We start from the raw sequence: 23,280 nt of genomic DNA on the forward strand, positions 1-23,280 counted from the left end.
CGTTTCCGGCCCAAATTTCTCGTTTCTGTGCTAATCCAGGCAAAAGTCAGTTGTCCGGCAAATCGAGCCGGATGTGAAGCATGTCCCGCCGCTCCGATGCAACATCAGAGAATGCCCCCGTCAACAGGCCCGGGCGGCCCCGTTCGTCGATGCTGCACCTTCCGGCCGCGGATTGGCAATTTTTTCCCCCTGATGATCCGGAGTTGACCGAATGAAGAAAATTCTGCTCGGCCTGGTCGCCGTCGCAGTGATCGCGGCCGGCGGTTATTTCGGTTTCGACGTCTATGCCCAGCGCCGGGTGATCCGCGACGTCGAGGCCGCCTTCGAGCAGGTCCGCGCCAGCGGTGCCAAGGCGAGCCACGGCAAGATCGCCTTCGACACCAAGAGCCGCACCCTGACGATTGCGGACGTCGCCATCGAGTTCGGCGCTCAACCCCCTGTCAACGTCAGGATCGGCAGCCTCACGATGGCCGGCCTCGGCCAGCCGGACGCGGCACGAATCTCCGCCAGCAATGTCGATTTCAGCGACGTCGAGGCCGGCGTGGTAAACCCGACCCCGACAATCGCCACCCTCACCTACGAGGCGCCGCGGATCACGGTGAGGGACTATTCCGGTCCCGCCGGCCTGCCGCAGCTTCCGGCCTCATCGTCGATCCTCGAGCTGTACCGGTTTGGATTCACGCAGATCGCAAGCATCAGCGCGTCGTCGGTCACAGCGCCCAGCTTGACCGGAACGATGACCTTCAGCACTGCGGCACATGCCGGCGACGGCGCCGGCGGCACGTTCGACTATTCGGGCCTTGCGATCGAAAATCTGAAGGACGGCAAGATCGCCTCCAGCAAGACCGACAAGGTTGCGTTCAAGATCAATACGCAGCCGCAGACAGGCAAGCCGGTCACGATGACCGGCGACCTCGCCAATCTCGCCGCGACCGATATCGACGTCGGTGCGATGGCGGCAATGTTCGATCCGGCCAAGGCGAGCGACGACCGCGATTATCGGATCCAAGGCCACGTTTCGGCCGGCCCCTATGTGATCGCAGCGAAAACCGATGGCGCGGCCGCCATGCCCGGCCTCAACATGCGGATCGAGGGCGTGACCGTCGACGACGTCAAAATCAACCCGTCGCGGATGCAGTTGCCGGCGCTGCTGGCGATGATCCCACCGCAGGGCAGCGCGCCGCCGAGCCCGGCACAGGCGCGCGAGCTGTTGGAGAAGGTCGCCGGCCTTTATTCCGGCGCGGGAGTCGGCAATGCCGAAATCCGCGGTCTTTCAGTCGAAACGCCGCAGGGCCCGTTCAAGCTGTCCGCGGTGCGCTTCAATCTCGAGCATGGCAAGATCGGCGAGCTGGCGGTCGAAGGACTGGACGCCCGCGCGCCGAACGGCCCGCTCAAGGTCGGACGTTTCGCGCTGAAGTCGCTCGATGTCGCGAGCTTCCTGCGGCTTTCGGCGCAGTTCGCCGCGCAGAAGCCGTCGGCTGAACAGGCGCTCACGCTGTTTCCCCTGATCGAGGGCGTCGAGGTCAAGGGCGTCACGTCGCCCTACAAGGCCACCGGCAAGCCGGTCAACATCGATGTCCTCAGCCTCGACTGGGGTCAGTTCGTCGGAACGATCCCGAGCAAACTGCACCTGGTCGCGAAGATGGCGGCGCCGCTCGATGCCGCCGATCCGCAGCAGCAGGCGCTGGTCGCCGCCGGCATCGACCGGATGGCGATCGATGCCGATCTCGGCGCTGTTTGGACCGAGGCGTCACGCGCGCTCGCGCTCGAGCCGGTCAAGCTCGACATGGCCGGCCTGTTGAATGCATCGGCGAAGCTCGCGCTCGGCAATGTGCCGCGCGAGGCGTTTTCGACCAGCGCGGCGGAGTCTATGGGCGCAGCCGCGCAGATCGAGGCCGGCACGATCGAGTTCACCGTCCATGACCTCGGCGTCATCGATATCGCGATCGCCCAGTTCGCCCGCACCCGGAATGTCGGCCGCGACGAGGCGCGCAAGGCCATCCTCGACAGCATCAAGGCGCAAAGCGACGCGATCGGTGCCGCCAATCCGGATGCCACCGCCCTCGTCACCGCGATCAGCCAATTCATCGAGACGCCGGGACAGACGCTTGTCATCAGACTGACCCCGCGCGCCAAAGCGCCGGTGCTTCAATTGATGCAGTTGCTCAAGGCCGATCCGCAATCGGCGCTGGCGCAATTCAAGATCGAGGCGTCGACGGGGTTGTAATCAACGTCTCCCGTAGCCCGGATGGAGCGCAGCGCAATCCGGGAACAGTGTCGCCATCGGAGAGCCCCGGATTTCGCTTCGCTCCATCCGGGCTACGCACCTCCTCCGCGCGCCTACCCCTTCGCCGGCAGGTTGGTGCGGATGTGCAGCTCCTTGAGCTGCTTCGGCGTGGCTTCCGACGGCGCGCCCATCAGGAGGTCCATGGCCTGCTGGTTCATCGGGAACAGCGAGATCTCGCGCAGATTGTTGGTGCCGCAGAGCAGCATCACAATGCGATCGAGACCCGCCGCCATGCCGCCATGCGGCGGCGCGCCGTACTGAAACGCACGGTACATGCCGCCGAAGCGGTCGATGACCTCCTGCTCGCCATAGCCGGCGATCTCGAACGCCTTCACCATCGCTTCCGGCTTGTGGTTACGGATGCCGCCCGAGGCGATCTCATAGCCGTTGCAGGCGATGTCGTACTGGAACGCCTTGATATCAAGCGGATCCTGCGACTTGAGCGCGTCGAGGCCGCCCTGCGGCATCGAGAACGGGTTGTGCGAGAAGTCGATCTTCTTGTTCTCCTCGTCATACTCGTACATCGGGAAGTCAACGATCCAGGCGAGCTCGAAGCGGTCCTTGTCGATCAGGTTCAATTCCTCGCCGAGCTTGGTGCGCGCAAGGCCTGCGAACTTCCAGAACTTTTCGGGATCGCCGGCGACGAAGAACGCCGCGTCGCCTTCCTTCAGGCCGAGCTGGTCGCGGATCGCAGCGGTCCGTTCCGGGCCGATGTTGTTCGCCAAGGGACCAGCGCCCTCGCCGCCCTCGCGCCACATGATGTAGCCCAGGCCCGGCTGGCCTTCGCCCTGTGCCCACGAGTTCATGCGGTCGCAGAACGCGCGGCTACCGCCGCCGGTACCCGGGATCGCCCAGACCTGGTTCTTCGGGTCTTCCAGCATCCGCGCGAACACCTTGAAGCCGGAGCCGCGGAAGTGCTCGGAGACCTCCTGCATCACGATCTTGTTGCGCAGGTCGGGCTTGTCGGAGCCGTATTTGCGCACGGCTTCCGCGAACGGAATCCGCGGCCAGTTCCTGGTGACCGGCTTGCCCTTGGCAAAATCCTCGAACACGCCGGTGATGACCGGCTCCATCGCCGCGAACACGTCGTCCTGAGTCACAAAGCTCATCTCGACGTCGAGCTGGTAGAACTCGCCCGGCAGGCGGTCTGCGCGCGGGTCCTCGTCGCGGAAGCACGGCGCGATCTGGAAGTAGCGATCGAAGCCCGACATCATCAAAAGTTGCTTGTACTGCTGCGGCGCCTGCGGCAGCGCGTAGAACTTGCCGGGATGGATCCGCGACGGCACCAGGAAGTCGCGCGCGCCTTCCGGCGACGATGCGGTGAGGATCGGAGTCTGGAATTCGAAGAAGCCCTGCTCCTTCATCCGCTTGCGCATGGAATCGACCACCGCGCCGCGGGTCATGATGTTCTGGTGCAGCTTCTCGCGACGGAGGTCGAGGAAGCGGTATTTCAGCCGGATGTCCTCGGGATATTCCTGTTCGCCGAACACCGGCAGCGGCAGCTCGGCCGCCGGGCCCAGCACCTCGATCTCCTTGATGTAGATCTCGATCATGCCGGTCGGCAGTTCGGGATTGTCGGTGCCGGCCGGACGGCGGCGCACCTTGCCGTCGATCCGCACCACCCATTCGGAGCGGAACTTCTCGACCTCGGCGAATGCCGGCGAGTCCGGATCGGCCACGCATTGGGTGATGCCGTAATGGTCGCGCAGATCGACGAACAGCACGCCGCCATGGTCGCGGACCCGGTGGACCCAGCCTGACAGCCTGGCCGTCTGGTCGATATCGCTCTCTCGGAGCGCGCCGCATGTGTGTGACCGGTAGCGATGCATTTTAGTCCCAAAACTGATGTCGGAGGGTCGAATCGCGACAGGGCCAAATGCCCTATCCGAAGTTGCGGAGGGTTTAGCCGACGAGGCCCGGTGCGGCAACCAATGGAACGCCCGGTTTTCGGGTCAAACGGCAGATTTTAAGGACCGGCGCCGCCAATCGTTTGCCTATTCGGCCCGCAGGCCTATCTTCGGGATATGACCATCCATTTCCCGTTCCAGAACACCTATTCGGCGCTGCCGGCGAACTTTTTCGCCCGCGTCGCGCCGACCCCGGTGGCCGCCCCCCGGCTGATCAAGCTGAACCGGACCCTGGCCCTCCAGCTCGGGCTCGATCCGGACCTGCTGTCGACGCCGGAAGGCGCCGAAATCCTCGCCGGCAAGCGGCTGCCCGAGGGCGCCGACCCGATCGCCATGGCCTATGCCGGCCACCAGTTCGGCCACTTTGTTCCCCAGCTCGGCGACGGCCGTGCCATCCTGCTCGGCGAGGTCATCGACAGCGACGGCGTCCGCCGCGACATCCAGCTGAAAGGCAGTGGCCCGACCCCGTTCTCCCGGCGCGGCGACGGCCGCGCGGCGCTCGGTCCCGTCTTGCGCGAATACATCGTCAGCGAGGCGATGTTCGCGCTGGGCATTCCGACCACCCGGTCGCTGGCCGCGGTCGTCACCGGCGAGCCGGTGATGCGCGAGACCGCGCTGCCCGGCGCGGTGCTGACCCGCGTCGCGTCGAGCCACATCCGCGTCGGCACCTTCCAGTTCTTCGCCGCCCGCGGCGACACCGACGGCGTGCGGGCGCTGGCCGATCATGTCATCGCCCGGCACTATCCCGAGCTGACGGATGCTGCGCAGCCCTATCACGCCCTGCTTGCCGGCGTCGTGGCGCGGCAGGCGGCGCTGGTCGCGCGCTGGCTGTTGGTCGGCTTCATCCATGGCGTGATGAACACCGACAACACCTCGATCTCGGGCGAAACCATCGATTACGGCCCCTGCGCGTTCCTCGACGCCTACAACCCGGCGCAGGTGTTCTCCTCGATCGACGAGATGGGCCGCTACGCCTATGCCAACCAGCCGCGCATCGCGCTGTGGAATCTGACCCGGCTTGCCGAGTGCCTGCTGCCGCTGTTCGACAGCGAGCAGGAGAAGGCCATCGAGCAAGCGCAAGTGATCCTCAGCGAATTCCCGGAAAAATTCACCGCGGCCTATCAGGCCGGGCTGCGCGCCAAGGTCGGCCTGTTCACCGTACGCGACGGCGACGAGGCGCTGATCCAGGACCTGCTCGACGCGATGGCCAAGAACACCGCCGACTTCACGCTGACCTTCCGCCATCTCGGCGCGGCCGCGGCCGCGGCCGATGACGCTGCCGATGTCCGCGCGCAGTTCACCGATCCCGCAGCATTCGACGAATGGGCCGCCCGCTGGCGCCCCCGTCTCGCGCTGGAGCCGCAGAGCGCGGCCGAGCGCAAGACCGCAATGAATGCCGTCAACCCGGCCTTCATCCCGCGCAACCACCGGATCGAGGCGGTGATTGCGGCCGCCGTCACCAACGACGACTACGCGCCGTTCGAGGAGTTGCTGGCGGTGCTGGCGAAGCCGTACGAAGATCAGCCGCAATACGCAGCGTACGCCGATCCGCCGCTGCCCGAGCAGCTGGTGACGCAGACATTTTGCGGGACGTGAGGCACCGGCGTCATTGCGAGGAGCAAAGCGACGAAGCAATCCATTTATCCGCACATGCGGGCCGATGGATTGCTTCGCTTCGCTCGCAATGACGTGGGAAGACTGCCCCTCACACCGTCACCACGATCTTGCCGAACTGCGTGTTCGACTCCAGATAGCGATGCGCTTCGACGATCTCGCCGAACGCAAAAGTTCTGGCGATGATCGGCTTCAGCGCGCCGTCGGCAAGCCCGTCGAGAATGAACGCTTTCGCCGCCGCCAGCCGCGCCGGATCTTGAACCACCTCGTGCACGCGGTAGCCGCGCAGGATCAGGCTCTTGCTCAGCACCGTGAACAGCGGAAACGGCGTCGGCTCGGGGCTGAGCCCGCCATACTCGATCAGGATGCCACCGTGCGCCATCGCCGATGTCAGCGGCACGAAGACGGGGCCGCCGACCGGATCGAGCACCACACGCACGCCGTTCGAACCCGCGATCTGTTCCAGCCTCGCCTGCAGGTCCTCCTCCGCGGACGCGATCACATGCGCGGCGCCGGCGTCGCGCAGCGCCTGGCCCTTGGCTGAGGTCCGCGTCACTGCGATCGGGATCGCACCGATGCGATTGGCGATCTGGATCGCGGCGAGCCCGACGCTGCTCGATGCCGCCGTGATCGCGACGAACTCGCCGCGACCGAGCCGCGCAACATCGATCAAGGCGCCGTACGCCGTGAGATACTGCATCCACACCGCGGCCGCCGCCTCGAACCCCAGCTCCGGCGGATGCTTGACGACCAGCTCGGCCGGGAATGCCGCGAGCTCGGCATAGGCCGGCCACCGCGCCATCGAGATCGGCGGCACAATGCTGACGGCGTCGCCGGGCACGAAATCGCTGACGCCCTCGCCGATCGCTTCGACCAGCCCGGCGGCCTCGAGGCCGAGGCCGGACGGCAGCACCGGTGTCTCGATATAGGTCCCGTTCCGCATCAGGGCTTCGGCGCGGTTCAGTCCGAGCGCCTTGATCCGAACCCGGACCTCGCCGCGGGCGGGCGGCGCGATCGCAACATCCTCGATGCGCAGCACCTCGGGACCGCCGATTTGATAAAAACGAACCACGCGCGCCATCGGCAAAACTCCAAAACAGCTGATTTGAATGAGCTATGCCAAGGCGAATTCCGGTGATAAATCATCCGGCGGACTGAACAGTCAAAACTGGGAGTTTCGAATGATGGACCGCCTGACCAGCATGGCCGTGTTTCTCAGGGCGGTCGACCTCGGCTCCTTCGCCGCCGCCGCCGAGGCGCTCGAAATGTCCGGCCCAATGGTCGGCAAGCACGTCCGCTTCCTTGAAGAGCGGCTCGGCGTCCGCCTGCTCCACCGCACCACGCGGCGGCAGAGCCTGACCGAGTTCGGTCGAGCCTATTACGAACGCTGCCGCACCGTGCTCGCCGAAGCGGATGCCGCCGACGCGCTTGCGGCCGATCAGCTATCGGAGCCGCGCGGGCGGCTGCGGGTGACGATGCCGGCGCTATTGGGCCGCTACTGCGTGGCACCGTTGCTGCTCAAGCTGGCGCAGCGACATCCCGCGCTCGAGCTCGATCTTTCGTTCGGCGATTCCGTCGCCGATCTGATGGAGGGCGGCTACGACCTCGCGATCAGGACCGGCGATCTCGCCGCGCCGTCCGGCGTGATCGCGCGGCGCATCGCACGCCAGCGCATGGTGGTGTGCGGCTCGCGCGGCTATTTGAAAACCCATGGCAGACCGCGCACGCTCGACGAGCTCGGCAAGCATCAGGCGATCAACTACCGCCGCCTGGGCCGCGCGCGACCTTGGCTGTTCCCGCTCGACGGGCAGCCACCGCGCGAGGTGTGGCCGGCCGGGCGGCTCAGGCTCGACGATCTCGAAGCCATCGCCGACGCCGCAGCGCGCGGCATGGGGCTCGCGTGGCTGCCGTCCTGGCTGGTGCGCGAGCGCCTCGACAGCGGCGCGCTGGTCCGCGTGCTCGGCAGCGAAGGCGAACTGCCCTATGACTGCCATGCGCTATGGCTGCCGACGCCGCGACTGCCGCCAAAGGTCCGCCTTGCGGTGGACGCGCTGGCGACGGCGCTGCCGAAACTCGTGGCGTAGCCGCGCCCCGATTGGTTTGCAACGATTTCGCGCCGACATCGTTGGCCGGACAAGTGGAACGCGCGGCCTCGTGTCATCGAGGTTCCGTTCCGCTGAACGGCAGCAGATCGGGCCGGCGTGCCCGGATAGCCGGTTCCGGCGGTCGCACCGCCTGAGCTCGGTCGCCGACACAAGAAAGGTTCCACGATGAAGATCACCAGCTTCAAGGACATGTATGTCGCCGAGCTTCAGGAGCTCGCAAGCGTCGAGGACCAGCTCGCCGTGGCACTGGCGCGGATGGCCGAAGTCGCGTCGCATCCGTCGCTCAAGGATGCGTTCAACCGCCATCACCGCGAGACCATCGTCCAGGGCGAGCGGTTGAAATCGCTGTTGCGCATGCACGGCGCCGATCCGCTGGAGCATACCGACCAGGCCATGCAGGCGCTGATCCACGAAACCGCCAAGATGGTTTCGCTGCTGCCCGACGATTATCTCCGCGATGCCGGCCTGCTCGCCTCGGCGCAGAAGCTCGAGCACTACGAGATCGCCGCCTATGGCAGCGCAGCCGCCCTCGCCGGCCAGCTTGATCTGCGCGACGATCAGCGGCTGCTGCACGACAGCCTCGAGGAAGAACGGCAGGCCGACGCGCTGCTGACGAGGCTCGCCAAGGGCGAAATCAACCAGGACGCCCTGGCCGCGTAACACTGCAGGATGCAGCTCAATCCACCTGGTGTCTCCGATGTGAGCGTTAACTCACCTTCCACCATGCTGCGCGCCCGGCCGCGGTAACCATAAGGCTTAACAGCGCGTCAACGCTCCCCCAACAAGTCTAACTGTTTCTGATGGGGGAGAATGGCCGGTGGACGCATTTGCATTCGAATTCATGGGACTGGCGATGATCGCGCTGTGTCTCGTCGTGCTGGCGATGCCGGCCGCACGCCGGCCGTCGAAGAACATGCGCTACGAGTGAGCCTGCCGACGGACAATATCCCGCCGAGGCGTCATCGAATGGCGATATGCTGATTGCGATGAGTCCCGGGCCTGGGACGCCAGTCAGGGACTTGACGCCGCTTGAACGATCCGAACGTCCAGCAGCCCAACACCCCGGCCGCCACTGCGGACTCCGCGCATTCCCCGCTCGAGGTGCTGCTGATCTTCCTCAAGCTCGGCGTCAGCTGCTTCGGCGGCCCGATCGCCCATATCGGCTACTTCCGCGACGAGTTCGTCACCCGCAGGCGCTGGCTCGACGAGCAGGCCTATGCCGATCTGGTCGCGCTCTGCCAATTCCTGCCGGGCCCGGCCAGCAGTCAGGTCGGCTTTTCGCTTGGCCTGATGCGCGCGGGCTATCTCGGCGCGCTGGCGGCCTGGACCGGCTTCACGCTGCCGTCGGCGATCGCGCTGGTGCTGTTCGCCTATGGCGCCGGCAGTTTGAGCGGTCCCGCCGGCACCGGCCTGGTACATGGCCTCAAGCTGGTCGCGGTTGCGATCGTGGCGCAGGCGGTCTGGGGCATGGCGCGCGCGCTCTGCCCCGACCGCGAGCGCGCCTCGATCGCGACGGTGGCGGCACTCCTCATCCTCGCCAGTTCATTATCGATCGCGCAGATCGGCGCCATCGTGCTCGGCGCCATCGCCGGGCTCTGGTTCTGCCGGGCAGAGCAAGCCAACGGCGTCATGCAGTTCGCGATGCCGGTGTCGCGCCGGGTTGGCATGGCAGCGCTGATCCTGTTCCTTGCCCTGCTCGCCGGACTGCCGCTCCTTGCCCGCGCATGGCCCGGCCTTGGCCTGTTCGAGGCCTTCTACCGCTCCGGCGCGCTGGTGTTCGGCGGCGGCCATGTCGTGCTGCCGCTGCTGCGTGAAGCGGTGGTGACGCCGGGCTGGATCGGCGACGATGCCTTCCTGACCGGCTACGGCGCCGCGCAGGCCGTGCCGGGCCCGCTGTTCACCTTCGCCGCCTATCTCGGCGCCGTGATCGGCGGCGTGCCCGGCGCGGTCACGGGACTGATCGGCATCTTCATCCCGGGGCTCCTCGTCCTGCTCGCCGCGCTGCCGTTCTGGGACGGCTTCCGCAAGCAACCCACCGCGCAGGCGGTGATGCGCGGCGTCAACGCCGCCGTGGTCGGCATCCTCGGCGCCGCGCTCTACAATCCGGTCTGGACCAGCAGCGTGCAGCGCCCGCTCGATTTCGGCATCGCGCTGGCGGGCTTCGTGCTGCTCACGGCATGGCGCGCCCCGCCGCTCGTGGTGGTCGTGCTCGGCGCGGCCGCCGGCATCGTCACCGGGTTCCTGCAATCGTGAACGGCCCTCAGCCATTTCGCGCGCCGGATTAAGATCGCCTTCACGGCTGGCGGCCAAAATACCGGCCTATGCCAAATGTTTCCAAACATGCGGACTCGGCCCGTGTTCCCGTGCTCGACCTGCTGCGGCTCGCCGCGGTCGGGGCCGTGATCCTGTATCACTACGGCTTCTGGGGCACCGCGTCGCACGGCGCGCAAATGGTGGCGATGCCGTATCTCGCCCCGGTCGCGCAATACGGCTTCCTCGGCGTCCCCGTGTTCTTCGCGATCTCCGGCTTCGTCATCGCGTACTCGGCCGAGGGCCGCACGCCGATCGGCTTCGCGATCGCCCGCTTCAGCCGGATCTATCCGACCTTCGTCATCTGCATGACGCTGACCTTCCTGGCGACGCTGCTGCTCGGCCAGGCCTATTTCCACGCCACCTGGCAGCAATGGCTGGCCAACCTGTTCATCGCCGCGCCGATGCTCGGCCAGCCCTACATGGACGACGCCTACTGGTCGCTGGTGATCGAGGTGGTGTTCTACGTCTGGGTCGCGCTGTTCCTGGCCTGGGGCATCTTCCCGCGGCGGATCGACATCATCATCGTGGCGTGGATCGCCATCACCTTCGCCAACGAGCTGACGCTCGACATCCCGCTGTTCGAGAAACTGTTCATGGCCGACGACAGCGGCTTCTTCGCCGTCGGGCTGCTGATCTATGAGCATTACCGCGGACGGCGCGATACCAGGCTCACCAGCCTGCTGACGCTGGCGATGGGCACGGCGACATTCCAGGCCGTGCACAAGCTGGAGCGGCTCGGCGTCCATACCCATGGCAGCTTCGATCCGGCCGTCGTCACGGTGATCTGCATCGTCTCGCTCGGCATCGTGTTCGCCGCCACCCGCATCAAGTCGGTGCCGCTGCCGGACAACATCGTCAGGGCGGTGGGCGGCATCACCTATCCGCTCTACCTGCTGCATCTGCAGCTCGGCTATGTGATCCTGCTGCTGATCACCCCGACACCGGACGCGCTCTCGACCGCGTTCGTGGTGGCGGGCATGGTCGTGCTGGCATGGCTGGTCTGGCGCTTCCTCGAATCTCCCGCGCATTATCACGTCAGGGACAAGCTGACGGTGCTCGCCTCGCGCCTCGGATGGCCATCGCGTCTTGTCCGCCCCGGCAATGCCTTGCTCACGGACGGTTGATCCCGCCCGATTGGTTGGAACGTCGCTATGCCCTGACCGTTGATCGCCATCTCACCGGACTCCGTCTCGATCCGGCGAAGCTCGATCAGCAGGGAGACTCGACATGGCAAGTGCGACAGATCGTGATCCGCGCCATCATACGCAGAAGATGCAGAAAGCGCTCAAGGACATCCGCACCCACCTCCGCGAAGACATCGAGAAGGTGGATGAGCCGCAGTTGAAGGCGATGTTCGAAACATCGGCCGAGGTTCTCGGCGGCCTCGAGAAGGCATTCAAGGACTACGAGCAGAAGAACGAGAAAGCCTGGCGTTGACGGGCTCGGCGCAAGAACGCGCCGATCGCCGTCATCAACGCCCGGCTAACGGACATTTGCTCTCCTCGAGCGAGCGAAATGCCTCGTCCGGCTTGATCGTGGTGACGAGCTTGACCAGGTCCCATGGTCCTTTCGACTCCGCTGGTGTCTTGACCTGCACGAGATAGAGGTCGTGCACCATGCGCTGGTCGGCGCGGATCGCCCCCTGTGGCGTATAGGCATCCGACACCGGCGTCGCCTTCATCTTCGCCATCACGACGTCCCCGTCGTCGGAATCCGTATCCTTCACCGCCTGCAGATAGTGCCGGACGGCCGAATAGACCCCGGCCTGGATCTGCGAGGGCATCGCCTTGCGGCGGGCGAAGAACGCATCGGCCCATTTGCGCGCTGCCGGCGAAACGTCCTCGAAGAAACTGGTCGCGATCAGGTCGCCCTGCGTGACCGAAAGCCCGGCAGCGACGATGTCGACGTTCTGGAACGTCATCGGCACCACCGCGATGCCCTGCTGCGCAAAGCCGAACTCCTGCGCCTGCTTCATGATCGTCACATTGTCGCCGGCGGCGTTGAGCGCCAGCACCTTGGCGCCGCTGGCCTGCGCCTGCAGCAGGAAGGAGGCGAAATCAGCCGTGTTGAGCGCGGTCTTGACGCTGCCGGCGACCTTCACCCCGAGCTTGTCGAGCTTGGTCCGCGCGATCGCCTCCACCGCGTGCCCGAACGCATAGTCAGCGGTGATGAAGAACCAGGAGCCCTGCACGGTCTTCGACACGCCGGCGACGACCGCATTGGCAGTCGAGGCCGCATCGTGAGTCCACTGCACGCTGGTCGGCGCGCAGGCCTTTTCCGTGAGTTCGACGGCGCCGGCGCCCGAGATCAGGAACGCCCGCTTGTTCTCGCGCACCAGTTCCTGCACGGCGAGCGCCGCGCCGGAGCTGCCGCCATCGGCAATGGCCTGCACGCCCTCGCGGTCGAACCAGCGCCGCGCGATCGCCGACGCCACGTCGGCCTTGTTCTGGTGGTCGGCCTGCAGGATCTCGATCGGCTTGCCGTTGATCTTGCCGCCGAAATCTTCCGCCGCCATCCGCGCCGCTTCCACCGAGCCCGGCCCCATCGCGGTGGCGAAGATGCCGCTCATGTCGGTCAGCACACCGATGCGGATCGCGTCGCCCTTGATCTCGGCGGACGCGCCGCCCGACAGCGTCACGGCAGCGACCAGCGGCAGCGTCGCGTCAAGCAACCATCGCACGATCAGGCTTCGCCTTCTGGCCATCAATGCCTCCCCTGCTTCATGTTCGCTGGATGGACGCGCCGCGCCCCGTCATGGCATCGAGCCAGGGACAGTCCGGCATCGGCGCCCGCACCCCACGTGCGGCTGCCGAGAGCCGCATCTCGCGCAGGCGTCCGCGGCCTTCAGGCTCCATATAGAGCCGATCGTGGCCCCAGAAACTCGGGCCGTCGAAGGTTTCATGCGGTTGCCAGGCGGCAGGATCGATGACGCGGCCGCCCCAGCCATATTCGACGAAGAAGCCGGACGGCGTCGTGGCGTAGAACGAGGTCACGAAATCATTGGTGTGACGCCCGAGCGTGAAGGCGATCCGTCCCTCGTCGAGCTGCGCCAGGTCGTAGCCCTGGCCGACGTCGTCGAGGCTGTAGAGTTCGACCATGAAATGATGCAGCCCGCGCCGGCCCGAGCCGACCATCGCAAAGCTGTGATGACGGCCGTTGACGTGGAAGAAGTACAGCTTGTACGGCGTCAACCCGAAGTCGCTGACCCTGAAGCCGAGCAGATCGCGATAGAACGGCAACAGCGGTTCGACATCCTCGACATTCAGCACAACATGGCCCATGCCGAGCGGCCCGGTCTTGAATCCCGAAATCGGCCGCGCCGGCACAAACGGCGTGTCCGCGATCGCGGGCCCGTGGAAGACCTCCAGCGGATTGCCGGCGGGGTCGCGGAAGGTGATCAGATCGGCAACGTGCCGCTCGTCCGCGAGCTGACGGGTGCCGCGACTGATCGCGGTGCCATGCCGCTCCAGCCGTGCCGCAAGCCGCTCGAGCGCGGCCGCATCGGCGACCTCCCATCCAAAGAAGCCGGCAGCGTCGCCTTCGCGATCGCTCACCACGAGGCGCTGCGTGCGGTCGTCCATCCGGAATGCGCGCGTGCCGCCACCACGATCGATCGGCTGCATGCCGAGCAGCCTGGTTGCAAAGCCGGTCCAGTCCTCGAGCCGTTGCGACTGGATGCCGATGTAGCCGAGCGCGTTGATTTCGCCATTGCTTTCCATTGGCTTCCTCCGTCCTTGTCAGGCGGCTTCCGCCACCACCGGATTGCGCAACACGCCGATCCCCGAAATCTCGACCTCGGCGACGTCGCCGGGCTTCATCCAGAGCGGCGGGTTGCGCTTCGCGCCGACGCCGCCCGGCGTGCCCGACACGATGACGTCGCCGGGCAGCAGCGGCAGAATGGTGGAGATGTAGGCGATCAGGCCCGGGATATCGGTGATCAGCAGGTCCGTCGTGGTGTGTTGAACCACCTGTCCGTTGATCCGCGTCGTGAGCGTGAGCTTCGACGGATCGGCAATCTCGTCGCTCGTCACCATCCACGGCCCGAATGCGCCCGTGCCGGCGAAGGTCTTGCCGGAGAGGAACTGGCTGGTGTGTCGCTGCCAGTCGCGGATGCTGCCCTCATTGTAGCAGGCGTAGCCCGCGACATGCGTCAGCGCCGCGTGCCGCGCGATGTGCCGTCCCCCCTTGCCGATGATGACGGCCAGCTCGCCCTCGTAGTCGAACTCATCAGACACGGTGGGTTTCACCAGGGGTGCAAGATGACCGATCTGGCTGCCGGCGTAGCGCGCAAACAGTGCAGGCTTCTCGGTGACCGTGCGGCCGGTCTCGGCGACGTGGTCGCGGTAGTTGAGGCCGACGCAGATGATCTTGTCGGGGTTTGGGATCACCGGATCGAAGGCGACTGCACCCAAGGCCAGGTCGGGCATCGATGCCTTTGCCAGCTCCGCAGCCTCGCCAAGCAATCCTTCCGCCAGCAGATCCCGCAAGGTTGGCGCACGATCGCCAAAGGCGGTCGACAACACCACAACGCCGTCATCGACGACACATCCGTATCCGGGTCCGTCAGACGTCGAGAACGATGCGAGCTTCATCCAAATCCTCCTGGTTCATGCTGTCGACCAGCGCCGACAATTCCTCTGCGGTCTTCGCCAGTCCGACGATGTATCGGTCGGGCCGGACCAGCGCGGCGTTCGCGTCCACGCTGTCGAACCAGTCGTTCAGCGGACCTTGGCCGTCGCTGACCACGACGATGCCGTATTGGCAGCAGCGCTCATGCGTCGGGATATCCAGTCCGTCCAGAAACTCCGGCCGCGCCAGCGCGGCAAACCGATAGCCGACGTGATCGTCGAGAAGGCGCCCGCTCGACAGCCTCGGCTGCGGGACCGGCGTGCCCGCCACTGTGCAGCCATGCCTGAACAGGCCCGGCCCAAGCCGCGGCTTGATGGTCGCCATCCGTCGCGGTTCTGCGCCCGCCTCCCGGCCCTCGATGCGCGTCGCGTTGATCAGGCTTCCGAGCCGGACCGCGAGCTCGATATATTCGCGGACGTGGGGATACCGTTCGCTCTGGTAGCTGTTCAGCAGGACGTCGCTCGCCTCGCCGCGGATCACGCGTCCGAGCTTCCAGGCGAGATTGGCCACATCGCGAATGCCCGCACACATCCCCTGCCCCAGAAACGGCGGGGTCTGGTGCGCGGCATCGCCGGCGATCAGGAGACGCTTCCAGCGCCAGTTCGATGCAATGACCGAATGAAAGCTGTAGGATGCCGCGCGCTCCAGATCGGCGTCGTCGGGAGTGATCCAGCGCGCCAGCAGCTTCCAGACATTCTCCGGATCGGTGATCCGCAGCACATCGTCATCCGGCATGATCGCAATTTCCCAGCGTCGCCGATCGCCGACGCTGCGGACATAGGTCGCCGGACGGCGGGCGTCGCAAAACTGCACGCTGTAGTCGCCGAGCTCAGGTTTCGGCCGCTTCAGGATCGCGTCGACCACCAGCCAGCGCTCGTGAAAGCCAAGATCGTCCATCTCCGAGCCGATCAGCCGCCGAACCAGCGAGCGAGCGCCGTCGCAACCGACAACATAGCGCGCTTTCGCTTCCTCGAGCTTGCCGTTGGCAAGACTTTCAAAGCGGATCGCGACGTGATCGCTGCGTTGATCGATTGCGAAGGCGTCGGCGCGCAAGCGGATGTCGACCGATGTGTGGGCGCGCGCACCGGCGCGCAGCACCCGTTCGAGGTCGGGCTGATGGAAGCGATAGCTCGTGTGCCATCCGGTTGGGGCGATTTGCAGCGGCCGCGACCAGTCGAGGAACAGCTTGCCGTCGCCGTCGATGAAGTGCATGCCTGGCGAGACGTGGGTGAACGGCAGGATCTGGTCCGCCAGACCGATGGCCTGGAAGACGCGCATGACCTCATCGTCGAAATGCACGGCCCGGGGCAGCGCGTAGGGCGCGGCCTCGCGATCCAGCGCGATCACGCTGAGCCCCTCCAACGCCAGCAGGTTGGCCAGGGTCGCGCCCACCGGGCCGAACCCGACGATTGCGACGTCATAAAGCCCGCTGGCGCGTTGCGGCCCGTCCATGCGTTTCCCCTTTCCGTTGCGATAAGGCTTGCCACCCGGTCACGGACCGTGCAACGACGACGGCAGTTCTGTTCACCAGGTGAACACACCATGGACGTCAAACCGATCCGCGCGCTTGGCCGGGGCCTTGCCGTCCTCGCCGCGCTGAACCGCCACGCCTCCGCCAGCGCGCTGACGCTGGCGCGGGAGACCGGCCTGCCGCGGGCCACGGTCTATCGCTCGCTGAAAACCCTGATCGACACCGGCTATGTCATGCAGAGCCGTTCCGACGACCGGTTCACCCTGCTCCTGAAAGTGCGCGAGCTCTCCGACGGGTTCGAGGACGAGCAATGGCTGGGGGCAGCGGCGGCACCCGTGATCTTCGATCTCACCCGCAAGATCCTCTGGCCGTGCGACGTCACGACGCTCGAGGGTGCAAGAATGGTGGTCCGCGAGTCCACGCATCGCTTCGCACCGATGTCGATCGACCGGCGCATGGTCGGCGTGCGCATTCCATTGCTCGCCAGCTCCGCCGGTCTCGCCTACCTTGCATTCACCACCGCGCGCGAGCGTGCACTGCTGCTCGATCTGCTCGAGACATCAGGCGAACTGACCGAGCGCGCCGCAACGGAGAAGCAGTTGCAGAGCGTGCGCCGCCGCGGCTACGCCGTGCGCCAGGGCGGCCGCATCTGGCCGCACACCGGCACCATCGCGATGCCGATCCGCCGCGACCGGCACGTGATCGGCTGCGCCTCGATCATCTGGATGACCAAGGCGCTGACCGCGACGGAAGGAATCGCGCGCTGCCAGGCCCCGCTGCGCGACGCCATCCGCGCCATCGAGGCCCGGCTGCGCGCATTGTAGACGCCAACCTTCCGCGCGAGGCCGAGGCCACTGTGATTGGCGAGTGCGGATGCAGACAAGCACCGACCTCTTTCATGTCTTTTCAGCGTCCTCACTCCGGCAATCCGGCCTGCCGCAGGGCACCGTTCATCTTCTCGATGTATTCAGGCGAGAAGCAATACATGCGGTAGAAGCTATCCGCCTCGCGAATGGTAAAGTCCGGCCGAAGCTTTAGTAACTTTGCTACTTCGGCTTTGGCTTCATCGATCCGATCAAGAAATGGCAGGGCATACGCCTGATCTAGATGGCTCAGCCAAAATCCCTCGAGGTAGGCATGCCGAAAATCCTCTAGGGCTTGTTGATATTCGCCCCGCCACCAATGACGTTTGGCCGGAGCATACCACCAAGCAAACGAAGCGTTGGGGCCTGCCAGCCGGATGCCCTTTTCAGACATGGCCGCACCTTCGTCCCAGTCTCCCATAAAGGCAAGTTGGTTACCCAGGACCCCGAGCGAGCGAGCATCATTCGAATTGAGCGCGATGGCCTTTCGAGCTTCTTGCCTAAATAAATCGATCTGACATTTGGTGCTTATGGCGAGGGCGTAATTTCTCCGCACGTACGCATCGTCGGGCGCGAGTTCCACGGCCCGCGCAGCAGTGCGTACAATCTCCTCATTTAGATAAAGACGCTTCTCCGAGTGACTGACTTGCTCGGCCGGCAAGCCGGCCGCAAGAAATCTTTGCACAAAGAGAACGACAGAACGTGCGGCCCATCCAAGGGCGTTGTTGGGTTGCTGTTGTGTCAGTTGCTTAGAGCATTCCAGGCCTTTGAGAACTACCGAGGACGAGCCCGTCGCGCCAGCCGTAATGCCGTAGACAAGGCATTCATACGGACTGAATTCGGCAACGGTCTTGTTGTGAAGTTTCGCGAAATCCGCGCCCACGATTGGGCCGGGATAGCCTCCGATTTGAGCGGCGGCGATATCACCGATTTCATACGCGTCGGTCCCGGTCTGCACGCCCTCGACGGTCCCATCGAAAGACCTCGACCATAGCTCAGAGCCAGTGCGCAAATCGGCAACCTGAATGCTGGCGCGAGCGCCGTCACCTAGCGGACGAACCTCTCCAGTGACAAGATAGTCGATCCCAGCTTTCCGTGCTGCCTCGATTGTGTTTCCGTCCCTCGAGAGGGTTGTGGACAGCGCGCGCGGGACGACACGCAGCGTGCTGAACTTACCGAGAGAGGACGCAAGCTGTTGCGTCATGACGTCAGCGAAGGGATCGAGGATCGTCGCCTTGACCGGATTTGCAAAGGGCAGCACCGCAACTGCCGGTCCTTTGGTGACAATCAACGACGATGACTGCACAGGCGCCGAGGCGTCGCTGCGTGTATGAGTGTACAGGACGTCCCATGCCCGCCAATAGCCGGCGAGCCCTCCGGCAACGGCACCGACCGCAGCTATTGACGCAATGACCGTTCCGAATCTCTTAAAATAATGTCGAGCACGAGCCGCGACTGAGATGGATACACGCGCGCTCAATTTCGGGGCATTTGCAGGCTGATCTGCACTGTCCATCGTCTCCCCCGAAATCTGACGAGGGTACCGATGGTGGATTTGACTGTCCAGTCAGGTGAATCTGGTCGAGCATTTCCCCGCAGCGCAGCATGACACCGTGGAATTGCGGGAAAGCTCCTGCTGTCAGTTCAGAAGTGGAAGATAGCCCTCGACACCATTCGTGGCGCGAATTGACGTAATGCGCCTTTCACCCTGCTGCGTGTCGCCGCCGTCCGTTGCCTCGCCCTCGGTGCAGACCGGATTGGTCAAGCGTCCCCATTCATTCCGGGACTCGCGAAGCCAGAACCCGGACTCGATTCCTCCACTTGTTTTGCGGTTCAATGGATCCCGGGCTCGTGCTTCGTACGGCCCGGAATGACGACGGTCGGTGCGACAAAACAACCCGACGGGCAACTCAGTAAAATCCGTCAACCACCTAGCACGAAAATATTTCGCTTTATCCGAAGGGCAACTCAGTGTATGAATTCCCCGTCTCACCCGACACGAGGGGCGCTTCGCGGTCGTCACGAACGCGGCGTGAGATGCGGTGGACGCCGATTGCGCAGTCGACGAATGCGCATGAGGCGGACGGCGAAATCGTGCAGGCCTGACGCCCTAGCGGTAGGTGTCTCTTCCGATTGCGCAAATGCGCGTTGTGAAGACGGTGACAACAAAGCCCAGTCTCGCCGGGGAGAGCACGTATAAGCCGTAACCCATCGCGCAGGGAAAGCCGGGTTGTTTCCGGTTACACCTGTGGTCCTACCCCCGAGCTTTCTACCCCATTGCTCGGGGCCCATGGGTGCGATCGGCACCCGGCTTTCCCTGCGCCCTCTTCAAGAAGAGGGCCTGAAAACTGGCAAACCTCGGGTGCATTCCGCACTGCGAGACCGCGAGAACATGCCGAGCCATGCAGAAAGCCCCGTTCTGCCCTTTATGCAAGGCCAAAATCCCTGCAAGACCCTTGACATAGCTGCCCTTTCGGCAGAACGCGTGGGGTCAAGCCGTCATGGACTGTTCATGGATCTGATTAGCACGACCTCCGACCTCGCCGCCGCCTGCGACCGGCTCGCCAAACACAAGGTCATCACCGTCGACACCGAGTTCCTGCGGGAGACGACCTATTATCCCCTGCTCTGCGTCGTGCAGATGGCAAGCGCGGACGAAGCCGTCGTGGTCGACGCGCTGGCGCCCGGCATCGACCTCAAGCCGTTCTTCGAGCTGATGTCGAATGAAGCCGTGCTCAAGGTCTTCCACGCCGCGCGGCAGGATATCGAAATCGTCTGGCACCTCTCCGGCACGATTCCGCATCCGATCTTCGACACTCAGGTCGCCGCGATGGTGCTCGGCTATGGCGACAGCATCGCCTACGACCAGCTGGTCGATCGCGTCACCGGCCACCGCCCCGACAAGACCCATCGCTTCACCGACTGGTCGCGCCGTCCGCTGAGCGAGGAGCAACTGCATTACGCGATCTCCGACGTCACCCATCTCCGCGAGGTGTTCGCCGCGCTCGATGCCGATTTGCGGAAGCGCGATCGCAGCGACTGGGTCAGCGAGGAGATGGAGATCCTGACCTCGCCGAAGACCTACGACTTCCATCCCGAACGGGCCTGGGAGCGGCTCAAGACCCGCGTGCGCAAGCCGCGCGAACTTGCGGTTCTGATCGAGGTCGCGGCCTGGCGCGAGCAGGAGGCGCAGAGCCGCGACGTGCCGCGGTCGCGCGTGCTCAAGGACGACGCGGTCGGCGATATCGCCACACATGCGCCGACCTCGCTGGACAAGCTCGGCAATCTGCGTTCGCTGCCGAAAGGCTTCGAGCGCTCGAAATGGGGCGCGGACATCATCGCCGCGGTGCAGCGCGGGTTGGCGCGTGATCACGCGACGCTGCCCAAGCTGGAAAAGCCGCGCAACAATTCCAATGGTGCTGCGACCGTCGAGCTGCTGAAGGTGCTGCTGCGCATGACCTCGGAGCGCCACGGCGTCGCCAGCAAGGTGATCGCCACCGTCGACGATCTCGAACAGATCGCAGCCAGCGACCAGGCCGAGGTCGCCGCCCTGCACGGCTGGCGGCGCGAATTGTTCGGCGAGGCGGCGCTCAAGCTCAAGCACGGCCAGCTCGCGCTGGCGATCGACAAGGGCCGCGTGGTGCGGGTCGATCGGGGCTAGCGCAAACGCGCGGTGCGCGCCAGGTTCCATCGGCACGCGGCCGGTGACCGAACGCTCCGCGGCGGCTTTCGACCGGCACAGGCGGAGGTTGCGTCACACGAAACCACCGCGCTTGCTAAGCCGCAAATTTCGTGTTGCAATCCCTTCACAATCGGATCGCGGCCGTTCGACTGTGCGTTTCACGACGTTGCTGTCCAAAGCTTCGACGTACAAGGCTTCGAGAGGCGAAACTTCGGACTTGAAGACTTTGGATCTGAAGACCCGGGAACTGAGCAGACGGCGGCAAGCCCGCTTGTGGCGTGGCACGTGGAAAACGTGGCCGCGTCTTTTTTATGTCTAAACTGGGAGAGAGACGATGCCGAAGGGTACCGTCAAATGGTTCAACCCGACCAAAGGCTACGGGTTCATCAAGCCGGCCGTCGGCGACAAGGACGTGTTCGTCCACATCTCGGCGGTCGAACGCGCAGGGCTGAGCACACTCAACGAGAACCAGACCGTCGAGTACGAGCTGGTGGAGAACCGCGGCAAGGCGTCGGCAGAGAACCTCAAGGTTCACTGACGCCCGCTGCTGGCAGAATTCATCCTGATGCCTCCCCCGGCCGCATCACCCGGGGGATTCGTCCCGAGGATATCTCGTGCCACCGCGCGCTAAGGCGCCGGCGCAATCAGCGTGCTGTCCGTTGCGGCGCTGCCCCGGGTCTTGCAGACGTCGCCTTCGAGCCTGAGCCGGCCCGAAGCCAGCAGCCGCAGCGCCGCCGGATAGATGCGATGCTCGATGGTGATCACGCGCGCGGCGAGCGTCTCCGGCGTGTCATCGTCGGCCACGGTGACCGCGCCCTGCATCACGATCGGCCCGGCGTCGGTCTCCGGGATCACGAAATGCACCGTCGCCCCCGACAGCTTGACCCCTGCGCGCAGCGCCTGGCCGTGCGGATCGAGGCCGGGAAAACACGGCAGCAGCGACGGATGGATGTTGAGCATCCGGCCATACCAGTGCCGCACGAAATCGGCGGTGAACAGCCGCATGAAACCGCCGAGGCAGATCAGCTCGACTTGGCTGTCGTCGAGCGCTTTCTGCAGCACCGCCTCGAAGCCGACGCGGTCCTTGCCGAACGGCTTGCTCTCGATGACGACGGTCGGAATGCCGCTGGCGGCCGCCTTTTCAAGCCCGGGCGCATCGGCGCGGTTGGAGATCACGGCCACGATCTCGGCCGGAAAATCCGCGGCCTTGGCGGCCTCGATCAGCGCGGCCATGTTGGAGCCGCGGCCGGAGATCAGGATGGCTGTGCGGCGCTTCATCTGGAGAGATCGAGATGACCGTTATAGACCACGCGATGCTCGTCCTTCGCCTCGATCACCTCGCCCAGCAGCGTCACGGTCTCGCCGCCGGCGGTGAAGGCCTCGGTCACCGCATCGACCGCATCCGGCCTGACGATCGCGATCATGCCGATGCCGCAGTTGAAGGTGCGCAGCAGCTCGAGCTCGGCGATGCCGCCCTGCTCGGCCAGCCATTTGAACACCGGCAGCACCGGCAGCCGCGCCAGATCGATGCCGACGCCGAGATGTTTCGGCAGCACCCGCGGGATATTGTCGGTGAAGCCGCCGCCGGTGATGTGGGCGAGCCCCTTCACCGCACCGGTTTCGCGGATCGCGCGCAGGCAGGACTTCACATAGAGCCTGGTCGGCGTCAGCAGCGCCGCGCCGAGCGTCATGACCGGCGCGAACGGCGCCGGCGCGTCATAGGCCACGCCGGACAGCTCGACGAGCTTGCGCACCAGCGAATAGCCGTTCGAATGCACGCCCGAGGACGCCAGCCCGATCACGGCGTCGCCGGCGGCGATATCCCCGGTCGGCAGCAAGGTGCCGCGTTCGGCCGCGCCGACCGCAAAGCCGCCGAGATCGTAATCGCCGTCCTTGTAGAGGCCGGGCATCTCGGCGGTCTCGCCGCCGATCAGCGCGCAGCCGGATTCGCGGCAGCCCTCGGCGATGCCGGCGACGATCTGCGCGGTGGCCTCCGGATGCAGCTTGCCGCAGGCGAAATAGTCGAGGAAGAACAGCGGTTCCGCGCCCTGCACGACGAGGTCGTTGACCGACATCGCGACCAGGTCGATGCCGATGCCGCTATGGATACCAGTCTCGATCGCGATCTTCAGCTTGGTGCCGACGCCATCGGTCGCGGCCACCAGGACCGGATCCTTGAAGCCCGCCGCCTTGAGGTCGAACAGTCCGCCGAATCCGCCGATCTCGGCGTCCGCGCCGGGCCGTGCGGTGGCCCGCACCATCGGCTTGATCAGATCGACCAGACGATTGCCGGCGTCGATATCGACACCCGAATCCGCGTAAGTGAGCCCGTTTTTGCGCTCGGTCATGCCCAATTCCAGATGATCAGGGGCTGGTTACGAGGAATTCCGCCCCCGCGCAATGGCTCGC

Annotated in this window: 19 protein-coding genes; 10 read left to right on the forward strand and 9 right to left on the reverse strand. The window is 65.2% G+C overall.

Annotated features, from left to right (window positions below):
* The first annotated feature begins 211 nt into the window (after positions 1-211).
* Entirely contained in the window at positions 212-2,227 is a 2,016-nt protein-coding gene (locus ACVINW_RS33130) for a hypothetical protein (protein ID WP_456755150.1), read from the forward strand.
* 113 nt (positions 2,228-2,340) lie between these two features.
* On the opposite strand, the gene aspS is transcribed toward ACVINW_RS33130, so the two are convergent.
* Positions 2,341-4,116 (reverse strand): aspartate--tRNA ligase, encoded by a 1,776-nt coding sequence (aspS, locus tag ACVINW_RS33135; protein WP_456755151.1) that lies wholly within the window; start codon positions 4,114-4,116, stop codon positions 2,341-2,343.
* A 195-nt stretch (positions 4,117-4,311) separates the two neighbouring features.
* Here aspS and ACVINW_RS33140 point away from each other — a divergent pair, with 195 nt between their 5' ends.
* On the forward strand, positions 4,312-5,790 hold the full coding sequence (locus ACVINW_RS33140; RefSeq protein ID WP_456755152.1) for a protein adenylyltransferase SelO: 1,479 nt from the start codon (positions 4,312-4,314) through the stop codon (positions 5,788-5,790).
* A 109-nt stretch (positions 5,791-5,899) separates the two neighbouring features.
* Here ACVINW_RS33140 and ACVINW_RS33145 read toward each other — a convergent pair whose 3' ends face one another.
* Entirely contained in the window at positions 5,900-6,889 is a 990-nt protein-coding gene (locus ACVINW_RS33145; protein ID WP_456755153.1) for a zinc-dependent alcohol dehydrogenase family protein, read from the reverse strand.
* Between the two features lie 103 nt (positions 6,890-6,992).
* Between ACVINW_RS33145 and ACVINW_RS33150 the strand changes: the two genes are divergently transcribed.
* The 5 genes from ACVINW_RS33150 (at position 6,993) to ACVINW_RS33170 (ending at position 11,663) form a co-directional block, all read left to right on the forward strand.
* Positions 6,993-7,892 carry a LysR family transcriptional regulator gene (locus tag ACVINW_RS33150; RefSeq protein WP_456756556.1) on the forward strand — a complete coding sequence of 300 codons (900 nt, stop codon included), beginning with the start codon at positions 6,993-6,995 and terminating at the stop codon, positions 7,890-7,892.
* 186 nt (positions 7,893-8,078) lie between these two features.
* Complete coding sequence (locus ACVINW_RS33155) at positions 8,079-8,573, forward strand: YciE/YciF ferroxidase family protein (RefSeq protein ID WP_456755154.1); 495 nt, start codon at positions 8,079-8,081, stop codon at positions 8,571-8,573.
* A 369-nt stretch (positions 8,574-8,942) separates the two neighbouring features.
* Positions 8,943-10,166, forward strand: coding sequence for a chromate efflux transporter (gene chrA, locus ACVINW_RS33160; RefSeq protein ID WP_456755155.1), 1,224 nt, complete (start codon positions 8,943-8,945; stop codon positions 10,164-10,166).
* A 68-nt stretch (positions 10,167-10,234) separates the two neighbouring features.
* Positions 10,235-11,350, forward strand: coding sequence for an acyltransferase family protein (locus tag ACVINW_RS33165; RefSeq protein WP_456755156.1), 1,116 nt, complete (start codon positions 10,235-10,237; stop codon positions 11,348-11,350).
* A gap of 103 nt (positions 11,351-11,453) precedes the next feature.
* Positions 11,454-11,663 carry a hypothetical protein gene (locus ACVINW_RS33170; RefSeq protein WP_456755157.1) on the forward strand — a complete coding sequence of 70 codons (210 nt, stop codon included), beginning with the start codon at positions 11,454-11,456 and terminating at the stop codon, positions 11,661-11,663.
* A gap of 34 nt (positions 11,664-11,697) precedes the next feature.
* Here the strand turns inward: ACVINW_RS33170 and ACVINW_RS33175 are convergent, their stop codons facing one another.
* From ACVINW_RS33175 to mhpA, 4 genes are read right to left on the reverse strand one after another with little or no spacing between them, the layout of a single operon-like run.
* A complete protein-coding gene (locus tag ACVINW_RS33175; RefSeq protein WP_456755158.1) occupies positions 11,698-12,930 on the reverse strand; it encodes an ABC transporter substrate-binding protein in 1,233 nt (410 codons plus the stop codon).
* A gap of 16 nt (positions 12,931-12,946) precedes the next feature.
* A complete protein-coding gene (locus tag ACVINW_RS33180) occupies positions 12,947-13,945 on the reverse strand; it encodes a VOC family protein (protein WP_456755159.1) in 999 nt (332 codons plus the stop codon).
* Positions 13,946-13,963: 18 nt separating this feature from the next.
* Complete coding sequence (locus ACVINW_RS33185) at positions 13,964-14,818, reverse strand: fumarylacetoacetate hydrolase family protein (RefSeq protein WP_456755160.1); 855 nt, start codon at positions 14,816-14,818, stop codon at positions 13,964-13,966.
* Positions 14,790-16,307: a bifunctional 3-(3-hydroxy-phenyl)propionate/3-hydroxycinnamic acid hydroxylase MhpA gene (gene mhpA / locus ACVINW_RS33190; protein ID WP_456755161.1), complete on the reverse strand. Its 1,518-nt coding sequence runs from the start codon at positions 16,305-16,307 to the stop codon at positions 14,790-14,792. The genes ACVINW_RS33185 and mhpA overlap by 29 nt, the downstream gene beginning before the upstream one ends.
* A gap of 90 nt (positions 16,308-16,397) precedes the next feature.
* Here mhpA and ACVINW_RS33195 point away from each other — a divergent pair, with 90 nt between their 5' ends.
* Positions 16,398-17,150, forward strand: coding sequence for an IclR family transcriptional regulator domain-containing protein (locus ACVINW_RS33195; protein WP_456755162.1), 753 nt, complete (start codon positions 16,398-16,400; stop codon positions 17,148-17,150).
* Positions 17,151-17,241: 91 nt separating this feature from the next.
* Here ACVINW_RS33195 and ACVINW_RS33200 read toward each other — a convergent pair whose 3' ends face one another.
* Positions 17,242-18,705 carry a tetratricopeptide repeat protein gene (locus tag ACVINW_RS33200; protein ID WP_456755163.1) on the reverse strand — a complete coding sequence of 488 codons (1,464 nt, stop codon included), beginning with the start codon at positions 18,703-18,705 and terminating at the stop codon, positions 17,242-17,244.
* 996 nt (positions 18,706-19,701) lie between these two features.
* Between ACVINW_RS33200 and rnd the strand changes: the two genes are divergently transcribed.
* Together rnd and ACVINW_RS33210 are read left to right on the forward strand one after the other, a co-directional pair.
* Positions 19,702-20,850, forward strand: coding sequence for a ribonuclease D (gene rnd / locus ACVINW_RS33205; protein ID WP_456755164.1), 1,149 nt, complete (start codon positions 19,702-19,704; stop codon positions 20,848-20,850).
* Positions 20,851-21,205: 355 nt separating this feature from the next.
* Positions 21,206-21,409, forward strand: coding sequence for a cold-shock protein (locus ACVINW_RS33210; protein ID WP_021079877.1), 204 nt, complete (start codon positions 21,206-21,208; stop codon positions 21,407-21,409).
* A gap of 89 nt (positions 21,410-21,498) precedes the next feature.
* Here ACVINW_RS33210 and purN read toward each other — a convergent pair whose 3' ends face one another.
* Both purN and purM read right to left on the reverse strand, forming a co-directional pair.
* Complete coding sequence (purN, locus tag ACVINW_RS33215) at positions 21,499-22,149, reverse strand: phosphoribosylglycinamide formyltransferase (RefSeq protein ID WP_456755165.1); 651 nt, start codon at positions 22,147-22,149, stop codon at positions 21,499-21,501.
* Positions 22,146-23,219 carry a phosphoribosylformylglycinamidine cyclo-ligase gene (gene purM, locus ACVINW_RS33220; protein WP_456755166.1) on the reverse strand — a complete coding sequence of 358 codons (1,074 nt, stop codon included), beginning with the start codon at positions 23,217-23,219 and terminating at the stop codon, positions 22,146-22,148. The genes purN and purM overlap by 4 nt, the downstream gene beginning before the upstream one ends.
* Positions 23,220-23,280 lie beyond the last annotated feature (61 nt).

This window comes from Bradyrhizobium sp. USDA 4461 (assembly GCF_054055655.1).